Annotated in this window: 7 protein-coding genes; 2 read left to right on the top strand and 5 right to left on the bottom strand. The window is 69.4% G+C overall.

Annotated elements, in window-relative coordinates:
* The first annotated feature begins 121 nt into the window (after nucleotides 1–121).
* Nucleotides 122–2,371 carry a GmrSD restriction endonuclease domain-containing protein gene (locus tag ABD990_RS07755; RefSeq protein WP_345379355.1) on the top strand — a complete coding sequence of 750 codons (2,250 nt, stop codon included), beginning with the start codon at nucleotides 122–124 and terminating at the stop codon, nucleotides 2,369–2,371.
* A gap of 31 nt (nucleotides 2,372–2,402) precedes the next feature.
* Nucleotides 2,403–3,059, top strand: coding sequence for a DUF6308 family protein (locus tag ABD990_RS07750; RefSeq protein WP_345379354.1), 657 nt, complete (start codon nucleotides 2,403–2,405; stop codon nucleotides 3,057–3,059).
* A 6-nt stretch (nucleotides 3,060–3,065) separates the two neighbouring features.
* Here the strand turns inward: ABD990_RS07750 and ABD990_RS07745 are convergent, their stop codons facing one another.
* Genes ABD990_RS07745 through ABD990_RS07725 form a run of 5 tightly spaced genes read right to left on the bottom strand, consistent with a single transcriptional unit; the run spans nucleotide 3,066 to nucleotide 20,011 of the window.
* Nucleotides 3,066–3,809 carry a hypothetical protein gene (locus ABD990_RS07745; RefSeq protein WP_345379353.1) on the bottom strand — a complete coding sequence of 248 codons (744 nt, stop codon included), beginning with the start codon at nucleotides 3,807–3,809 and terminating at the stop codon, nucleotides 3,066–3,068.
* 50 nt (nucleotides 3,810–3,859) lie between these two features.
* A complete protein-coding gene (locus tag ABD990_RS07740; RefSeq protein WP_345379352.1) occupies nucleotides 3,860–6,109 on the bottom strand; it encodes a UvrD-helicase domain-containing protein in 2,250 nt (749 codons plus the stop codon).
* On the bottom strand, nucleotides 6,109–12,492 hold the full coding sequence (locus tag ABD990_RS07735; RefSeq protein WP_345379351.1) for a DEAD/DEAH box helicase: 6,384 nt from the start codon (nucleotides 12,490–12,492) through the stop codon (nucleotides 6,109–6,111). Before ABD990_RS07735 ends, ABD990_RS07740 begins: the two co-directional genes overlap by 1 nt.
* A complete protein-coding gene (locus ABD990_RS07730) occupies nucleotides 12,489–17,240 on the bottom strand; it encodes a class I SAM-dependent DNA methyltransferase (protein ID WP_345379349.1) in 4,752 nt (1,583 codons plus the stop codon). Before ABD990_RS07730 ends, ABD990_RS07735 begins: the two co-directional genes overlap by 4 nt.
* Nucleotides 17,237–20,011 carry a helicase-related protein gene (locus ABD990_RS07725; protein ID WP_345379348.1) on the bottom strand — a complete coding sequence of 925 codons (2,775 nt, stop codon included), beginning with the start codon at nucleotides 20,009–20,011 and terminating at the stop codon, nucleotides 17,237–17,239. The genes ABD990_RS07730 and ABD990_RS07725 overlap by 4 nt, the downstream gene beginning before the upstream one ends.
* Nucleotides 20,012–20,350: the final 339 nt, after the last annotated feature.

The raw sequence follows: 20,350 nt of genomic DNA, 5'->3' as shown, positions 1-20,350 counted from the left end.
AGCGGAGCGCGGTCGATCCCGCCACGATGGGCCAGAAGCTCGATGCGGCTACCCCGGCTGGGTGAGAGCCCGCTGAGGGTGATCTTGTCGCTAGGGTGCGAGCACTGGCAAGGGGGGCACGTTGGCCAAGCTGAGCACGATCTTGGACCAGATCGACGCGGGCACCATGCAGCTGCCGGAGTTCCAGCGGGGGTACGTCTGGAACCGGGACCAGGTGCGCGGTCTGATGCGGTCGCTCTACCACGGCTACCCGGTGGGTGCGCTGCTCGTCTGGGAGACCGAGGGGGCAGGGCAGGCGGTCCGCGGCAGTGCGTCGACCGCCGGACAGAAGCAGCTCCTGCTGGACGGACAGCAACGGGTCACGACGCTGTACGGCATCATCCGCGGCGCGGCGCCCCTCTTCTTCGAAGGCGATCCGACGGTCTTCGAAGGCCTGCGGTTCCACCTGCGGGACGAGGTGTTCCAGTTTCACGCACCCACGAAGATGCGGGACGACCCGCTCTGGATCGACGTGACGGCGCTTTTCCGAGAGGGCGAGGGCGCGGTACTCGCGTCGCTCATCGATCTCAACTGGGTGCGCCCCGACCTGCCGGAGTACTTCAACCGGCTGGGCAGGCTGCGGAACGTCAAGGACCGCGAGTTCCATGTCGAGCAGATCACTGGCGCGGACAAGACCGTCGACGTCGTGGTCGACATCTTCAACCGGGCCAACTCCGGCGGGACGAAGTTGTCCAAGGGCGACCTCGCGCTGGCCAGGATCTGTGCCGAGTGGTCGGACGCCCGTCCGACCATGCGCCGCAACATCGAGCGGTGGCGGGAAGCCGGGTTCGGGTTCACCCCGGACTGGCTGCTGCGCAACGCGAATGCCGTGGCTACCGGCCGCGCTCCGTTCTCCGCGTTGGAGGACGTCTCGGCCGGGGAGTTCCAGGACGCGCTCCACGGCTCCCTGCACCACATCGACCACCTCCTGCACCTCACCTCCACCCGGCTCGGGCTCGATCACGACCGGGTGCTCATGGGGCGGTACGCCTTCCCGGTGCTGTCCCGGCTCCTGCAGAACCGCGGCGGTCGGTTCCTCGACGGGGCCGAGGCGGACAAAGCGCTGTTCTGGTTCATCCACGCCGCGCTGCGCGGACGCTTCGCGGGCTCGACGGAGACGTTCCTGGCCAAGGATCTCGAGGTCGTCGACAAAGGCGGGATCGACGCGCTGATCGCCACTCTCGCGCGCTCCCGCAGGGGCGGACTCACCGTCGATGCCCAGGACTTCGAGGGCGCGAACCGCGGTTCGCGCTCCTACCCACTGGTCTACCTGATCACGCGGGTCCGCCATGCCAGGGATCTGGTGAGCGGGCGCGCCCTGGGGCAGGACGCCGCGGCGGTGCAGGTCCACGAGGTCTTCCCGAAAGCCGCGCTGGCCAAGGCCGGGTACTCGTCGGCCGAGCGCAATGCCGTGGCCAACTTCGCCTTTGTCACCCCGTCCTCGGCGGTCGAGCTGGCCTCGCGGCTGCCCGCCGACTACCTCGCGGCGATCGATCCAGCGGTCGCCGCCTCGCAGTTCCTGCCCGCCGATCCCGCGCTGTGGGAGATCGGCAACTACCGAGAGTTCCTCGCCGCGCGTCGCGAGCTGCTGGCGAGCGCGACCGGCGAGTTTCTCGACGAGCTCGTCACTGGTCGCCGTCCGTGGGGCCCGAACGAGGAGCTGCGCGGTGTCGAAGTCGAGACCGACCAGGACGAGGTCGGCCCGCGGGCCGCACAGGTCCGGGCGCTGATCGACGAGCTCGTCGAGCTTGGAGCGGTGCGGCCGAGCCTCGACGTCGAGATCGCGGACCGGGAGACGGGGCGGGTACTCGCAGTCGCCGAGGCGTTTTGGCCGGACGGTCTGCAGCCTGGGCAGGGCTCGCCGGTCGTGCTGGAGCTCGACCCGGACGAGGCCGACCTGTCTCGGCTCGCCGAGCTCGGCTACGAGGTCTTCACCTCAGTCGACGCGCTGCTCGGCTCCGCGCGCAGGCGCAACGAGGTCGCCTCAGGTGACCGTGACGCTGACCTCGCTCCGGTCGAGCCCGTCGACCTCGCGTCGGAGGACGACGGCGAGTTCGACCATGCCCTGTTCACGCTGATCGAGCGGTGCCGCACGGAGGTCGGCTACAACCCGGTCGTTCTCAAGGACATGGCACACGTTCATGGAGCGGTCGGCGCTGCCCGCCTCCTGCTCGGCTCGCCGACCCCTAGCGACGGTTTCGTCCGGCTGTGGGACGAGGGGCGGCTGGACCTGAGCGTCGAGGCCCTGACCGTCGAGCCGCGGTTCGTCGAGCTGTTCACGCCCGAGCAATTGGATCGGGCGCGGAAGCGCCTGGCCGTCCCGGCTCGCTAGACGAGCCCGGTCGGTCGTGTGAGGAGGCGAAATGACCTTGAATGAGCCGAACAGTTCCGAGTTCACGACGTCGCATGCGGTGCTGGACGGGTACCTCGACGGCGAGCGCCGGCTACAGGCAGTCAGTGGTCTCCGTACCTACTTCTGTGGCACCCGGTACGCCGGACGCCGGTTCGAGAACATCGCCGGCCGGGGCGACGCGGCGTCCGTCGCCAATCGCATCACAGCGGCGGATCTCGTGGCGCTACCACTGCTGAGCATTGGGCTCGACAGGCCGCAGCTGGTCATCGACATCCTCGAAACCCACGCCGAGGAGATCGAAGGACTGCTGTCCTCCATCCCGGCGGACAGCGATATCGGCCACGTGGCCTGGAGTGCTCTCGACGAGAGCTCGCCGGCCCAGAAGCTCTACAGCCTTCTGCGTTCCGTCCACGGTGTCGGCCCGACCACCGCCTCCAAGTTGTTGGCGCGCAAGCGCCCGCACCTCTTCCCGATCGACGACGACCTGGTGCGCCAACGGCTGGGCCGTGACCGCGGGCTCTGGGCCTGTTGGTGGACCTGGCTGCGCGAGGAGAACCGACAGCGCGCTGTCGCCGACCTTCGCGATGAGGTCGGCGGCATCGCCGACATCTCCTCGCTCCGCGTCATGGATGTCGCGGTGTGGATGAGCGTGCGTGCAGGTCGGTGAAGCGGCTCAGGCGGCGACGAAGACGTTCTCCCGATGCCAGGCGAAGTAGCCGGCGCTCCGCTGGGTGAATGCGAGACACCTCCCGCCCTGCAGTGACTGCAGTTTCTTGAGAACCGGCCCTGGGGAGCAGTCGCGCACTCGGATTGCTCCGGAACCGTCGACGGAGACGAATCCGTCCTCGTACAGCTTGTCGCAGCCAAAGAGGCAGACGAGCATCGCGATATTATTCCAGTCCCGCTGCTCGTTCTCCGTACATTCGCTCCGCTGCTTGATGTGTGCTGCGACGAGGAAGGTACTCGGGAAGTCCAGCGAGCAGAGAGCACAGGTCGCGCTGCTTCGGCCCCTCAGTAGACGTAGGCGGAGCGCTCGCTGCTCTCCCCGAGTCTCGGCTTCGGTGAGATGGGTCAGCTGTCCGGAGAAGAACCCGAGATCATCGCCGAAGGCGCCTAGCGTGCCCTGCTCGACGTCCGCTCTGCGCGCCTGCAAGAGCAGCTCGGCCTGTACTTGGTCCATCCAGTAGCTGCGGGGTGTGCGGTTATCGTACTGCCAGATCTGCTCGATGCCGTGCCCTTTGCAAAATGTCCCCGCCCCACTCAGCACTGAGTGGAGATGGTTGGACGCACGATCAAGCCGTCCCACCGCGACGACCGTCTCGGCGAGGAAGCGATGATCGGGACGCATGGCCAGGAGCGTCAGAAACACCCTGGCCTCAGAATTCAGCCCCTGCCAGAGGCCCCGCGCCAGCTCCATGTCTTGGACCCGCCACGGCCTGCGGGTTCCGTCAGCCGAGGGGCGTGGACTCATGTCCGGGCCGCGGAAGAGGAAGATCGCTGGATCACCGACAGCTCGTCGCGGGCTCGGGTGGCGGCGACGTAGATCAGGGAGCGCGAGCGGAGTTCGGCGTCTTGGCGACCTGTCTCGTCCAGGCCGGCGAGGCGGGCGGTCTCGGCGTCAGTGTGCTGGGCGACGCTGGCGAGGACGACCTTAGTGAACTCCATTCCCTTCGCCCGATGCATGGTCATGACCAGCGGTTTCCCCTTCGGCGGCTGCTCCCGGTCGACGGCGCGGACGGGGACGCCGCGCTCGGCGAGGCCGGTGACCACGCGCTCGCGCTGGAAGCGGTCCTGGACCATGACGGCGATCGTCTCGGGTGTCGTCTCCTCGGCGAGCCAACCCTTGATGCGGGCAGCGATCGTGTTGAGTTCGCCGGTCAGCGACGTGACTGGGTCGATGCTCGGCTTGGGGCCCGTGCGGGCCGAGCGGTAGCCCGTCGCTTCCGGCTCCTCCTCGAGATCCACATAGGATCCGCCGTCGAGGATCGACATGGCGTAGTGCAGGTTCTGCGCAGTCGTGCGGTAGTTCAGCGTGAGGCGACGGGACCGGCCGACGATCTTGATGCCGTAGCGGCCCAGGACGGTGCGTGGTCCGTAGATGCGCTGGTGGGAGTCCTCGGCGAGGAATAGGTCGTCGGCGCCGTCGACGGCCAAGGCGCGGAGCAACTGCCAGTGGGCGGGGGAGAGGTCCTGGCCTTCGTCGACGAGGACGTGGTCGGCGAGTGGGCCCGTCTCGCGCAGGTGAGCCGCGGCGACGGCGGCGGCCTCGCCGAAGTCCAGCGTGCCGTCGATACGGTTCTGCGCCCGGTACGCGGAGACGAGTGACCACACCGCGGCGCGCTTGGCGCGGTCCAGCGCCAGTCCACGGCCCGGACGGCGGACCCGCAGGTAGCCGGCCTCGTTCTGCACGCTGTTGGGCAGGACGATCAGGGAGTACTCGGTGGCCAGGAAGTTCTCGTTGGCGATCTCGGGCGCCAGGTCGGTGCCTGCGGTGTCGAGGACGGCACGCCAGCGGGTTCCGGGCACGCGGCCGTTCGGGCTCGACCGTTCCTCGCCCAGCACAGCGGACACCGCGCCCGCGATTCCGCTTCCGGCGCCCCGGATGACGGCGGCGGCGAGCGCGTCGACCCCGGCGATGAACACGCCCGGGTCACCGAGCTTCGCCGCCTGTGGCACCCGGGGATTGAGCTGAGCGAGGCTCTCGCGCAGCGCGTCGGCGAGGTTCGTGGTGAAGGTCGTCAGGACGATCCGGGCCTGGGGGTTCCGCCGAGCGAGATGCCGCGCCCGGTGCACGAGCACGACGGTCTTGCCGGTCCCGGCGCCGCCGGACAGCCGGAACGGGCCGCTGTACGTGCGGTCGACGTAGCGACGCTGCTCGGGGTGCAGGAAGACCCGCCAGGCGCCGAAGTCGCCGTCCTCGATGACGCGGCGCAGTTCGTCCTGGTCGTCGATGAATGCGAACTGGGCCGCCGCGGCCGGCTTCCGCAGCGACTCGAGGAGGTTCTCGTCATCGGTGCCCGCGGCGGGAGCCGGGGCGTCCAGCTGCAGCTTGTCGTAGATGTCATCGATGGAGTCCGTGCTGGTCAGGTCCACGAGGAGCAGGCCGATCCAGCCTTCGTGGCGCTGCGCGAGGGCGAGTACGGCGTCCTCGTCCGTGGCGGCAAGGGCGCCGTCGGCGATGTCCTCGGGCAGGCCGAGGCGCTCGACGAGCTCGGCGCGCGTCCGGCCGCGTCGGACGAGGAGCGGCTTCCGCGGCGCCGTCGCCTCGACGACCGGCTCGATCGGCGGAACGTCTTCGGGCGCGGGCGTGGCCGGCCTGGGAGGAGTCGTGTCGGCCGGATCCGGGGAGACCGGCTCAGGCTGAGCCGCGGCCTGCTCTGGGCTGGGCGCGGGGGTCGCCTCGATCTGAGGCAGCCCGTTGATCGGGTTGACCTTCAGCCGGACGCGCTCGGCGACCGCGATGGCCTCGTCGTGCGGCCAGACGCCGTGGATGACGTAGTGACGCTCACCCTCACCGTCGAGGCGGAACATGACGGCGCGCCAGAAGTCGTCGACGCGGCCGGTGCGCACCCGCGGGTCCGTGGCCCCCTGGATCGGCTCGACGTGCAGGCCCGTTGTGGTGTCGTCCGCCGAGAGCTTCTGCAGGAAGGCCATGGCCTTGGACCGCACCGAGCCGTCCAGCTTCTTCGGCCACTTGGCCATGATGAGCGTGGGCACTACTCGGACCCCTCCCGGCCGGCACCGGTCTTGCTCAGCTCCGCGATGATGGCCGCCGGATCCGGCGGCACGACGATCCAGCCCGCGGCTTCGAGGTCGGTTCGGTCCTCGGCGGCCATGCCGTCGGTGGCGACGACGACGTGCAGGCTCGGCCACGCGACATCGATCATGATGCCGTCGGGGCCCTCGTCGCCGATCACTGGTGCAAGCGAGACGCCGGCAGTCGCGAGCGCCAGGACGAGCTCGCGCTCGGAGCCGGGCTGCGCCTCGTCGACCGCGCGCGCCCAATCCTCGTCGAGATCGACGGTGGTGTCGGAGGCGGCGGGCGCCGTCACCGGAACGGAGACGGCGGTCGCGTCGGCGAGCGTGGTAGTAGTGACGACGGTGGGCCAGTCGCGGAGCGCAAGGGCGTTCGACAGGCGTAGCCAGGCGCGCCAGGAATCCGCGTGCGCGGCGTCCAGCGTGGAGTCCCGGTCGTCGAGCACAACGGCCACGCTGACGAGCTCACCCGACAGCTCTACGGCGACCGCCAGGGCCCCCGAACGCCAAACCTGAGCCAGCCGGTCCCCGGGTGCCGGCGAGGGCCCGCCGAGGAGCGTCGAACGAGCGGCTGCGTGGAGGTCTACCCCCTCCGCCAACGGGACGGGTGTGCTCGAACGGAAGAACATCGGAACCGCTCTCGCGGCCCTGGCGGTGTGGACCGGTTCCGGTGATTCGACCCAGCGGAGCAGCCAGTCGACCGGTCCCAGTGCGAGCGCCTTGTACGCGGCTGGCGAGGCCATGAACTGGGGCATCGCCTGGAGCGGACCCACGAGCGCGTCCGAGTACCACGAGGGCGCTGTCTGCTCACCCCTCTCCGCGGCGAGCACGTCCTTCGCCGACACCGACACCACCACCCGCCCGGTGTCCCGCAGGATCTGCCGCTTGGAGGCGTCGTCCGCCAGCCGGTTGTGTGCGACGGTGGCGTGGAAGACGAGCCCGTCGGTGAAGATCGCGACAGCAGGCACCGAGGCGTCGTTCGTCTCGAGCACGAAGTCCGGGCGCGAATTCTCCAGGTTGACCTGCGGCGTCAACGTCCACAGCCGCGGCTGCCCGGGGATCGTGAACCGCACGGAGTTGCCGAACGGCCCGGGGACCTCCTGCGTCGCGGCCCCCATCTTCTTCAGCCGCTCGACGAACACCTTGCGGAACCGCTGCTCGAGGTGGGACTCGGGGTCCTCGGGCGGCGGCACCTTCGTGACCGACCAGGGAGCCACCTGGTCCAGGCTCGTGTCCTCGGGCTTGAAGCCGAGCAGCGTTCGCAGGTGTCGCTCCGCGGACGCCCGCGACGCCCGTCGTACCTGGCCGGGCGCGACGAACGGGAGCAGACAGCGGTGACAGGCGAGCCGAGGTTCGGTGCGGCATTCGCAGTCCCGCACCCGCTCCCACGCCGTGGCGAGGAGGCTCCGCAGCGCTTGCTCACCGCCCAGTTCGGCCAGGTAACCCGTGCCGCCGGGGACGGCGTCGTGCAGCAGGATCGCCTCGTGGTTCTCCGAGCCATCGCTCAACGTCGGGTCGACGACGTGCTCGACGCGGATGTGGTCCGGGTGTCCGCCGAGCTGCTCGCGCAGCCCCAATAGCAGCGCGGCCGCGAGGCTCGGCGCGGCGAAGTCGTCTCCGATGGTCACGGCGCTCGGCAGCCGCAGCAGGAGCCCTTGGGTGCGCAGCGTCCGGGACAGGGCGACCGTGGTGGTGTGCTCGGCGGGCGAGGTGCGGTACCGGCACCACGGCCGGTGCTCGTGGGCCTGGTTCTGCCCGGCGTCCGTGTCCAGTTTCCCGCAGCCCTCGCAGACCCGGAACAATGCGCCTGAGATCTCCTCGCCGGCCACAATGCGGGTGGCGCCGTGCCCGGCCGTGCCGAGGTTGACCCACCGGATCGTCAACGACGTTAGGTACGTGCAGCCGAGCCCGACGTCCTCGGCGAACCAGCGGTCCCCGAAGTGAGCCGGGTCCACGTCCGCCGCCGTGACGACCTGGAAGAAGCGGCTGTCCCGCTGGTCGCGCCGGTCGGTGATCGTCGCCTCGTCCCGCCGGATCTCCGCCGTGACGTGCGCCAGCTCGACGACGTCGAGCCGCTGCCCCATGTCGCCGACCCCGCTGCTGCCGCACCGCGGGCACGACGAGACGGACGTCGTCTTCCCCTCCACCGCGACGTCGACGGCGTAACCGCAGGCCGGGCAGAACACCCACGGCCGGATCCCGACCCCGTCCACCCCGAGGTCGACGGCGTCGATGGTGATCTCCAGCCCGCGCGCGTAGAAGCGGGCGCCGGGCGCGAACTCCCGGATGGCCTGCGCGGAGCCGCGCTGGAGCCGGGCGTGGTCGGTCTGGAAGGTCTTCGTGTCGGGGTTCATCCAGCTCAGCCCGACGTCGAGGGTGACGTTGTCGTCGAGCAGCGTGTAGTTGGGCAGCAGCCCGTACTCCTCAAGCACCCCGATCCAGTACTCGCCCTGCAGATGCGCGAGCTGGCCGACCGTCAGCTTGCGGGCGGTCTCCGCCGAGCGCAGGGCCCGCTGATCGTCGTCGGTGGCGGCGGGGGAGTTCGCCTGCGCGGCGAGCGCGGGCAGCGCGTCGTCGATCGTCTTCCTGCGGTGCTGCAGCTCCTCGACGGTGGCCTGCCAGCGACCGCTCGCCTCGTGGAGGTGCGCGGCGAACGCGCTCGTCCCGGGTCCTCCGGGCGTCGCGAGCCAGTCGCGGAGGGACTCGACGACGTCGGCCGGCAGCGACGAGAACGCGGCGAGGAACCGGGTGAGGTGTTCCGTGGCGTGGGTCTCGGCATGGCTGATCAGGTCGCCGAGGAAGGTGCCGGGAGTGCTGGCGCCGATGGCTCCGCGCGCTCGGTTCGGGTGCGGCCGAGTCTCGTCGCGGGCGAACTCGTCCGCCAAGTGCGCGGTGTACTGGCGGCGCAGGATCTCCTCGGCCCGCAGGTAGGTCGCCGGCGGGCGCACCTCACCGTTGATCACCGAGAGTGGGTCGCCGAGCTTGGGCAGCTGCTCGCCGCGGCCGGTGATGAAGGCCAGGTTGAGCGCATTGCCGGTGAGGCGGCCCGCACGGCCGACCCGCTGCAGGTAGGAGGCGACGGTGCGCGGCAGCGAGGCCAGGACGACGGCGGAGAGGTCGCCGATGTCGATCCCCATTTCGAGGGTCGGCGTGGCCACCAGGACGTTCGGCGCGGCGGGGCTCGTATGGGCGCCCTTGAACCCGTTCTCGTAGTCGAGGCGGACCTCGTCCTCGAGGAGGCTGGTGTGCTCCCGCGCGACGACGCGCCGCATGTCCGGGGAGGCGTAGAGGCGCTGGTAGAAGTTCTCGGCGAGGCGGCTCGGCCGGAGTCGGCCGGTGCAGGTCACGAGCATGCACGGGGCATCGGTGAGCTGCTCGACTGTGGTCACCGAGCCGGTGACCGGTGCCCGGCAGGTGCTGCAGACGAGCAGGTGCCGGCCCTCCGCGAGGTCGTCCGCCGATGTTGGGCTGACGACGACGCCGCCCGCCGGGATGGCGAATACCGCGGCCCCGGACGTGCTGGTGATCGAGCTGAGGACCCCGTCGCGCACGAGCTGGTCGAGCAGCAGCCGGGCGAGCCGGCCGCCGTCGGTCGGGCTGACGTCGAGCACCCGGGAGGTCCACTGCGCGTACCAGGACTTCGGCGGGGTGACCGGCTCCAACCCCTCCCCGGCGGGGTCCCCGCTGCCACCGATGCGGGGGTAGCCGGGTGCGGGACGCCCCTTCGGGAAGGCAGGCATCCCCTCGGAGCGCGGTGGACGGCCACCGGTGACGAACCAGCGGTTGCCGTCCTCCTGGCGGTAGCGCTCGAACCACGGGTGCTCGATCGCCCCGAGGGACCGCATCCGGTCGAGCAGCCCGCGCACCCACTGGAGGAGGACGACGTCGGGCCGCTCGCCGTCGTCGGTGTCGGTCTGCGTCTGCACAGCGACCCCGGCCAACACCTTCCGCGCCGCGGCGATCATCTTCGGCGGCTGCCCGGCCTCGACCCCGACGGCCGCAGAGCCGGTCAGCTCCAGGGTGCGGCCGGTGCGGGAGTTGAGCCCGAACTCCAACATCGCGTCGAGTGCGAGCCGCTTCCGCACGCGCGTCCGGACGCTGGTCGGCACCTTGCGCAAGGTCTCCGTCGTCCAGAACGGGGTGAACGACTCGCGGTCGGCGCAGTCCGGTGCGAGGAGGCGATAGCGGGCGAACGTCTTGTCGCCCGCGCTGCGAATCACCTCGTCGACCAGGCCGTCGAGCGTGAGAGGCCCGTCCGCGACCGCCTCGCGCAGCACGGCGCGCAGGGTGAGGGTGTGCGAGCGGGCCTGCACGAACCCAGCGCGATGCGCAGCATCCTGCACGGAGTCGGTGAAGACCAGTGCCTTCTTCTCGCTGGGCGCGATCTGCGCCGAGCCGAAGAGCGTGGACAGCGACACCGAGAGCAGCGTCGCGATCGCGCTGCCCAGGAACCGGATCCCGTCCTCCTGCCCGCAGGCCGGGCACGTGTCCTTGCGGGAGTCCTCATCCGCCTCCTTGCCGGCGTGGGTGAGGACGGGCAGCACCCAGCCGTCGCGCAGGTCCGGATCGTCCTCGGCCGGGGGAGTGGTGAGAAGCTCGCGGCTGCGAACGGAGAACCAGGCCAGGCCCGCGGCAGGCGCGGCACCGCCGAAGACCGCGTCGGCCTCCGCCGCGGCGGACATCAGCGGGCGGAAGCGGCCCTCGCGGTTGGCGTGGTCGCGGCGGATGGAGTCGTCGTCGGTCGAGAGGCTGCCGCCGACCGGCGCCAACCCGACGCCCCACCCGGACCGCCCGCAGCGCCGGCAGTAGAGCGCCGGGAACGACGGCCGGACGTCCTCCGTGTCGTGCACACCGGTCGGCGGGCCGTCGTCGCCCCACCGGAACACGGCGGTCGGGTCGGCGGCGCGGTCGATGCGGGTGAGCTCGCGGACCCACAGGTGGGCCTCCACCGACAGTGCGGCCCGGTCCATCGTGGCGCGGACGTGCCCGAGCGCGGCGACGACGCGGGACAGCAGGCTCTCCCACGCCGAGTCGCGTCCCGTCGCCGCAAGGCTCGGGGTAGCCGCCGGCCCGACGACGCGCTCGACGAGAGCGGTCAAGCTGATCGCGTCGCCGGACTCGCGGGTCATGGCCGCGACGAGTGGATGGGCTTGGCTCAGCCGGAGCAGCAGGTCGTCGCCTGCGCTGGCAAAGGCCTCGGGCTCCTGGCCGTAGAGCAGCGCGAACGTGGTTCGCGCGAGCACGCCGCCGTCGGGATCGTCACCGAGGTCGTCGAGCGCGGCATTCGCCGCGGCGACCTCGAGCTCGGAGATCGGTCTGGGCGCGAGGCCCATCGCGGAGGTGATCGTGGTCGAGCCCGCAGCCCACTCGTCCTGCGCGAGCCGCGACTCCGTGACGACGGCGTCCGGCCCGAACGGCTCGCCGAACACGGTCTCGGCGAACTCCAGCATCACGGCGGGATCGCCCTTGTCGCCCAACGTCGCGGACGTGGCGACCGGCGTAATCCGCCCGAGTGGGCGCGCTCTGTCGTCCTCGCCGAGGTGGGGATCCTCGTCGGACCAGTAGCTCTTGAGCGTCATCCCGAGCCGACGCAGCAACATCGCGACGTCCGTGCCCTGCGCACCGTCGTAGGTGTGGAACTCGTCGAGCACGAGGTAGCGCAGGCTCGTGGCGGACCTGCGCCAGATGTCGCGGTCGGCGTGCCGCAGCAGGAGCTGGTCCAGCATCTTGTAGTTGGTCAGCAGGATGTCCGGCGGCTCGTCCCGGATGATCCCGCGGTCGGTGATCAGCCCGTCCTCGGTGACCAGCGTCCGGGGCGCGTCGTCCTGTCCGGTGTAGAGCGCCGCCGTGACCGAGTGCAGCGCCTTGTGTCCAGTGATGAGCTTCGTGAGGCGGGACGCCTGGTCGTTGGCCAGGGCGTTCATCGGGTAGAGGATCAGCGCCTTCGTCCCGGTCACGCCCTCGCGCCGTGCGCGGAGCACGTGATCAAGGAGCGGGTAGAGGAACGCCTCCGTCTTGCCGGACCCTGTGCCGGTCGTGACGAGCGTGGGCTGCGGCCGCTCGTTGACGAACGACGACAGGCGCGCGAACGCCGCCGCCTGGTGCCCGTAGGGCGTGAAGCCCTCATACCACTCGAGTGACTCCCGCCAGCCTTCGTCCGCTGGCCGAAACGGCAGCCGCAGTCTCACGTACGGCCCCTTGAACATCCCGGACTCGGGATCGCCGAGGAAGCGATCGAGCGCGTCGCGGGAACCAGGGTCGGTGAGGCCGAATGTGGTGGTGAGGTAGTCGACCAGGCTGTGCCGGATGTTCCCGGCCTGGACTGTCGGCAGCAGCTCACTCACGAGCGCTCCGCCAGCCGCCGCTCGAACTCCGCATACGCCACCCGCATGTCCTTCTCGCGGTCGAGTGTCACGAAGGGAAGCTCGTAGACGTAGGTGTTCCCGGCCTGGTTGGTGGCGGTGCGCTCCTCCTCGGTGATCCGCTCTCCCTTCTTCCGCCACACGGTGAGCACTGAGTTGGGGACGAGCCGCCCGTTCGCGTCGTAGAAGTACGTATTGCGGTCGTAGCCGTAGAGAACGGCGAACTGGGTGCGGTAGATCGTGCAGAGCTCGTCGGCGGTGAGGCCAAGCATCAGCGCCACGAGTGCGTCGATCTCGACGAGCGCTTGGCGACGATCGGCGGCGATGCGGAGCGGAGTGTCGGGAGTCCAGGTTGGTCCGACAGCGCCCAAGTCGGGGCGACGCGGGTGGGCGGGGCCGCCGGTCCAGGAGTCAAGGGTGGCCTCTGGCGACCAGCACTGTGACCACAGATCGGAGTAGACACCCGTGACTGCGTTGAGGCGAAGGGTTCGTAACGCCAAGCTGCCCCGTAGATGACCGTCCGCCCAGGGCAGCCGGTTGATTGTGCCCATGCTAATAGTCGATTTCGGTGTAGCGCGAACCGAGAAGTCGCAGATGAGCGAGCTGAGGAATCCGCTCACAGTAACAACATCAGTCAGTGAGTCGCCCGTCGAGCCTGCCGATGAGACGCCGTGAATATGGGCTGGGCCAGGCGGAATAAGCGCCGAAATAAGCGTTCGCTCGTTGGTGTTGACCCCCATGTTTCGCCAGGCAATTCGCCAGTGATCGCGGGCTGGATCAGGGGCCTCCTCGTCACCCCAATCTGTGTAGTCGCAGTCGTACTTGTAGCGGTCACCGGTTGGCTTGTACGCAGTAACTGGAATGGTGTCTGTTGCAAGTTGTTCGAAGTCGGTGGACGACCAATCCATGTTGCTAATTAAGGTCTTGTTAGGAGTCTTGTTGAGCGGCGTGGCGACGTACAGGTGGGGCCCTTGTAGGATCACGTCGTCCCACGACTCGGGGGCGCCCCAGTCGGTCTCGAAATAGCCCTTCTTGCGGTCTATGCTTTCGTCCCAACCTCGAGAGAATCGAAGTCCGAATTCACTGATTCGAGGGGCCTGGGTTAGTTTGTCCAACACGGAGGCTGCCGCGTGGTTAACCGCATATACCATGCGGGTCTGCGCTATGGGGGTTTCTGGCTTTTCTAGGGCCGAATGCCAAGTCGCCAGTACCGCGTTGTTGACGTGGGTGATCCGTCCGCGGTGCGGGCGCTGGTCCCAGTTCCCGTCCCCGTCCTTGAGCCCGGGTTCGGGGCCGGATCCGTCGTGGATCAGGGAGCGGATCGCTGTGTCGGGGTGATAGAGGGACACTGCGTTGCGGAATCTCACAACGCCAGGTCTCCCGTAGACGCTTACACTGTAATGACGCTGATTTCCCATTTCGAACAGCTGAAGCTCATTGCTGAACTCCCAGTGCGTTCGCAGTCTGGGGTATATCTCGGCGCGTAGCGCTCCCGCCTTGCTGTCCGTGAAATGAGTGTCAAGGTGAATTAGTCCGATGGTGCCGCGGCCCGAACCAACTCGCCACGTCTGCTCTAGGAAGCAGCGGTAGAGGTCGGGCTGGAAGCCCTGCAGGTAGGGGTACTGCGCTAGCGAGCCCACAAACTCGGCGGTGCACGCGATATCGGTAGTGCCTTCTACTACCAGATCGAGCGCCCCCGGGAGAGCAAGGGTCGTCGCCCGCTTCTCCGCGATCAGGTTCTGACTCGGCTTGGCGGTGAGCTTCCACCACGGGTCGCTCTCGGCGAGTAGTGCGTCGATGTCGGAGCGTGGCCGAACCCATGGAGGATTTCCTACTTGCAGGTCAAACCCGTTTCGTGTGAACACCGTGGCAAAGTCGAGGTTCCAGTGGAAGAAGCCTTGTTGCTTCGCCACTCGCTGGCACACCACCAACCACGGATGCTCGGAGAGCACCGCCTCGATGGGTCGGGCGCCAGCGAAGTCGAGCTCCGACACCTCGGCGAGGCCGAGCTCGTCCCAACCGGTCGCCTCGCCGAGAGTGATCTGCCCAGCCGTCCTCGCGGCCTTCTTCGTGTGTTCCTTGCCGAACTCCGGGTTACGTCCGAGCAGCGCCTGAAGCCCGGCGATCCACTGCTCCACAGTGGGTGGGTTGACCCGCTTGCCGTTCACGGTCGTCGCGGTCTCGGCGAGGGGCCAGAACCAGAGGGCGGTCCAGGCGTCCATGACACGGCGGAGCCGGCGGTAGGCGCCGGACTCGTCGGCGAGGGAGGCCTCGATCTCCTCGCGCGTCACCTCACCACCGGCGGGGAGCGAGCCTGCGCCCCAGACCGGGATAGAGCGGCGGATCTGCTGTTCGGCGAGGTGGAGGCGGCGGTAGCTGATCTGCCACAACGCTTCCACGCGGTTCGCCAGCTCCGCCAGCGCCGCGACCTGGGCCTTGGTCGGCTTGGCCTTCGTCGACCCCCGCCAGGTCTTGAGCTTCTTCACCGCGTCCGGGACGAGGCTCGCCGCTTCCTTGGCGTCGGCGGCGGCGCCCCAGCCATCGGCAGGCAACAAGAAATGATGGATGCCGTCGCCGAGGTCGGAGGCGATTCGCCCAGCCTCGATGTCGGTGGGGAACGAAGTGAGCGGGAGGTCCTCCGGAACAGCCGAGAGCCAGCTCTTGTCGGCGACCTGGCTGCGGCGGTACACCGCGCGGCGGGCGCCGATCAGGGAGTTGCCGCGGCGCAGGTGCAGGCCGAACCACGGGGCGGAGAGGCCGGAGACCATGGTGTCGAGCCAGAGGGAGATCTCGGCGAGCTCGACCGCGGTGGCGTTGAGGTCCACGCCGTAGACGTTGTGCAGGGCGAGGTAGGCCTTCACCTCTTGCAATCGGCGCGGGTACTCGTCCGGGTCGATGCGCTCACCAAGCTCTTCCTGCCGACGCTTGAGGTACTGCTCCGCGAGCTGGCGGACGGCCTCGATGGCGAAGGCGCCGGAGCCCAGGGCGGGCTCGCAGACCGTCAGCTTCAGGATCTCCTCGGCGCTCGTGCGCTCGCCGTCCTGGTCGAGGAGCTCTTCGAGGGCCTGACCGACGGTGAAGCGGGTCAGGACCTCGGGGGTGTAGTAGGAGGCCGACTGCTGGCGCTCCCGCCCGGCGAGCCGGTAGACGAACGAGCCCGCACGTTGCAGGACCGGCTTCTTCTCACCCGTCAGCGGGTCCTCGGCCTTGACGAAGTCGGCGCTTGCGATGCCCTCGGACCGGCTCACCGGAACGACCCACGAGCCCTTGCTGCTGTCGCCGCCCTTCGCCACCTCGTAGAGGTCGGTCTCGGCGAAGAAGCCGGTGTAGGACATCAGGCCCTCGTACACCGCGCCCAGCTGGTTGATGCCCAGCTCGGCGTAGGAGATGAAGCCGCGGTCCTTCCCGCTGCGCTCCTTGCTGAGCAGTAGATGACCGAGCACCTTCTGCAACGCGGCGTTGCCCAGCCCGACGTCGTTGATGAAGGCAGTCGCCTTAGGCGCGAACAGGTCCGCGCGCAACGCGTTGAAGGTCAGACCCTCGGAGGAGGCGGCGACGTCGGAGTCGTTGTCAGGGATCTCGATCACACGCTCCGGGGCGTGCCCGGTGTCGACCAGCCGGAACAGCACCGACAGCGACTCGTAGAGATGGGTGCCGGCCTTCGCGCGCGGGGTGGCGAGCTCGACCTGGACGAGCTCGCGGAGCCGGTCGAGGCTGTAACCGGCGTCGTACTCCGCGGCTCCGGCGGGCAGCACGCCGAGCTCGGGGGAGGCCTCCGCGTAGAGCAGGAAGAGCACGCGGTAGAGGAACCGCAGGGACTGCTTGGCGAGGTCGTTGGCGTCGGACCCGGGCAGCGGTTCGAGCCCCTTGTCACGGCGCCGGGCCACGACCTCGTTGGCGATGATCTCGATGGAGAGCCGCACGCCCTCGCGGAGATCCTTGGACACCCCGACGGTGTGCTTGACCGACTTCTCGAGGGTCTCGAGCCACCAGAGCTTCCCGGCGGCGTCGGGCGCGACGGACTCGGCGGACAGACAGGTAAGCGCGCGGTCGATCTCCCCGCCGCGCTTCGACTCGTTGCGCTCGCAGATGAGCTGCAGGTCCACGGCGAGGAAGCGGCCCTCGGCCCAGCGCTCCTGCTCGGCGAGGATGATCCAGCGCCCGGCCAGGATCAGCGCGAGGTCGGGGGCGGCGGTCTCGTCGACGAACAGGGCCGAGACGAGCCGGGCGGCCGAGGTAAACTCGTCGCCGTCCTCGGTCAGCGCCACCGGCTGGAGGAGGGTGGGCGCGTCCTTCGCGAGGGCGTCCTCGTGGGTGACCGCGGGGCGCGCGAGCACCACAGCTAACGGCGCCCGGTCGGTGATGCCCGGCGCTGAGATGCGCAGGAGCGGTCCGTCCTCGGCGATCTGGAGGCCGTGTCCGCGCAGCTCCAGGACCGAGACGATCTCGTCGTAGACCTCGCGGGCGGCCTTGGCGACGGTCTCGTCGTCGTGGACGACGGCCGCCTGCGGGTCGGCCTGCTCGGCGAGCGCGGCGAGATCGGTCTCCAGCTTCTGCCGGACCTTGGTGAAGCGGGAGCGCGGCGTCGGGCGGCCGGCCTTCTCCTCGGTATCCCACGTCTTGCGCCTCGCCACGACCTCGGCATGGAAGGACTGCGAGGCCGCCTCGGAGCCGAAGTAGTGCTCGGAGATCCAGCTCTCACCGACGATGATCGCGTCGGACCCGCTCACGCCTGCGCTCCGTTCTCCGGCACGACGACCAACAGCGGGCGCACCAGCTGCCGGTCCGGTTTCATGGCCTCCACCAGCTCGCGCTCCTGCGCCACGGTGACCCGGCGCTGCTTGAGGCCGGCGTGCTGGGCGACCTGGTCGGCCTGGGCGTCCCAGCGGTCGAGGCGCTGGGACCAGTCGTCGACCCGACGGGCCACGTCCGCGGAGTTGGCGGCGACCAGCGAGCCCATCTGGGCCTGCGCCTTCTCGACCGCCGGCCCCACGAGCCGCTGCAGATCGCTGGCGGACTCGACGCCGCCGGGGTTGGAGCGGGTGCGATCCCAGCCGACGGAGGCGAGCATGTCCGCCGCGGACTCGTGCGGCGTGAGCAGCGCGAAGGCCGGATCCGGGAACGCTACGCTCAGCCAGGTGGCGGCCACGATCTCACCGCTGCGGTTGGTGAGCGTGCCGAGCAGCAGCACCGTCGGGTCGTCGACCTCGCCGCGCACGGCGAAGATCTCGTTGCGGCCCAAGGCCGACAGGGCTCGGTCCGCCGCCCAGCCGAGCACGGGGTGCAGGGGGCTGAGGTAGTGGGCGTCCGGCCAGTTCGAGCCCTTCTCGTCCTTGAGCGCGGCGGCCAGCCGGTCCTTCCCGCGGGAGATCGTCGTCGCCAGGATGAGCTCGGAGGTGACCTTGCGGTCGCTCAGGTAGGTCTGGGGAAGGACTTCCAGGCGTTGGGCGAGGTCGTCTGGCGGGATCAGCGACGCCGTGCCGAAGGTCGTGTCCTGCCGCCACCCCACGCCGCTGTTCGAGGGCGGGGCAGTCGGGTCGATGAACGCGGCCGCCAGAGCGGTGTCGAGGTAGGCGATGTCGTCCGGGAAGAGGCCGGTGCCGGGCGAGCTCGTGGTGGTCGCAGTCGGCTCCGGTGCCGGGGCAGCGGTGCTGAGCTGGGCGAACAGGCTGGCGAGATCGCCGGAGGCCTGGACCTGCGCGGGAGTGCGCACGACGTCGTCGAGCGACTTCTCGTGGGCCAGCACGCTGCGGATCTGCTCCTCCTCGGCTTTCACGTCGTAGATGCCCATGAGAGAGGCGGCGTCGCCGAGAGCGGTGTGGGCCTCGCTCTCCTTCTCGATGAGGCTGCGCAAGATGCGGACGTCCCCGGCGAACCGCTCGCTGGCCGGGTCGAGAAGCAGCGCGGTGATGCGCGGCGGGTGCTTCTGGCCATAGCGGTCGATGCGGCCGTTGCGCTGCTCGATGCGGATCAGGCTCCACGGGATGTCGTAGTGCACCAGCTCGTGGCACTGGGCGTGCAGGTTCACGCCCTCCGAGGCCACGTCGCCCGTGACCAGGATCCGGACCGCGGCCTTCTCCTGCTTGAACTCCCGGACCACGCGCTGCTGCTCGTCGTCGGCCAGCCCGCCATGCATGATCTGGACGGCGCCTTCGGAGAGCCCGAGGTCCATGGTCAGCTTCTCGGCGAGCCAGTGCAGCGTCTTGACCCGCTCGGCGAACACGACGGCTCGCATCGGAGAGTTCCTGCCGACGCCGATCTCCTTGAGGTGCTTCACCAGCGCGGCGTACTTCGCGGAGGGCTGGGCCATCGCGGCGTCGGTGAGCTCCATGAGGCGCTGCAGCGCGGCGCGCTCGACGTCCGCCTTCGCGTCGGGCCCGAGCCGGTTCGTGCGCTCCTTGATGGACTCCTGGAGGGCGGCGGGGGAGGAGAGGAACGCCTTGGCCAGGGTCCACGGGAACAGCGCGGAGTTCTGGCCCGAGTAGGGGCTCGCGCCCTCCGGCCACAGCCAGACGTCCTCGAGCTCACGGGCGATCGCGTTCTCCGCTGGGTTGGCGGGCACCAGCACGTTGTGCGGTGGCTGCCGCTCCGCCCAATCAGAACCGACGACGGACTCCACCTCGGGGCTGTGCCGATGCCGCCGGATGACGAGGTGCTCGATCTCCTTCGCGTTCAGCTCGCCGGACGGCGGCACCGCGGACGGATCAAGCAGCCGGATGAGCTCGGCGAATGACTCCTTCTTGCCGTTGTGCGGTGTGGCAGACGCCAGAATGAGGGCCTCAGCGTTGCGCGCGAGAATGCGGGCGAGCCGGTTGTTCTGCGTGGCGTTGTTGGCGAGGTTGTGGGACTCGTCGATCACGACGGCGTCCCACTTCTGCTTCTTCAGGCTCGCCCGGTAGCGGTCCGACTTCAGTGTGTCGATCGAGATGATGACGCGCTTGAAGTAGGTGAACGGGTTGCGCGTGGCGGGCAGCTTCTGCCGCACGCGCTGAATCCCGGCCGAGTCGAGACGGACGAAGGGAAGGGCGAAGCGGGTCCACATCTCGTGCTGCATCTGCTCCAGCACGTGCCGCGGGGTGACGATCAAAATCCGCTCGCCCCGCCCGCGTCGGACCAGCTCGGAGAGGATCATGCCGATCTCGAGCGTCTTGCCCAGCCCGACGGCGTCGGCAAGGAGAATTCTGGGCCGGAGATTCTCCGGATCCAAGGCCCTCCGGACCGCGGCCTGCTGGTAGCTCAATGCGTCGGCCAGGCCTTGGGTGGCGACGGTCAGGGAGCGGTCGCCGAGGGGGATCGGAGTCTTGCGGAAGGTGGACTCCAGCCACAGCCGCGCGGTGCGGTAGTGCGGGCTGGTGTCGGCGACCACGGTGGCCTGGGCCGGATCAAGCGGCTGGATGTCGTCGAGGCTCGCGTAGAAGCTCGCGGTGGTGTCCCGCACGAGCTCGGTGAGGCCGCGCACGTGGACCAGGAGGCCGTCCGCGGTCTGCTCCGTGGCCTGCACGAACCAGTCCTCGTCCCGTACCACCACGACGGAGCCGGGCGCGAGCGCCGTCCTGACCTCGGAGTCACTGGTCGTTGTGATGACGGCTCTCCCCTCCGTGCGGGGAGACTATGGCCGTATACACCAGCCAGCCCCCCAAGATCGTGCCCTCATAACCTAGAGGGGGAGGTCACCCGTCGCTCACAAGGGTTCACTATCGGGTGATGCTCGCGGGCCCCGGCCGGCACGGGGTGACGGGTTTGGGACGGTGTCACGGTGCAGCCACCTACCGCTGGGTCGACCAAGCTCGTCTCCCGCTTCGCCTGGGACGTCGTCCCGGCGCCTGTGGCGCGAGCGATG

The organism is Pseudonocardia yuanmonensis, from assembly GCF_039542425.1.
GTDB lineage: Bacteria > Actinomycetota > Actinomycetes > Mycobacteriales > Pseudonocardiaceae > Pseudonocardia > Pseudonocardia yuanmonensis.
This window is presented reverse-complemented; position numbering and strand designations above follow the sequence as displayed.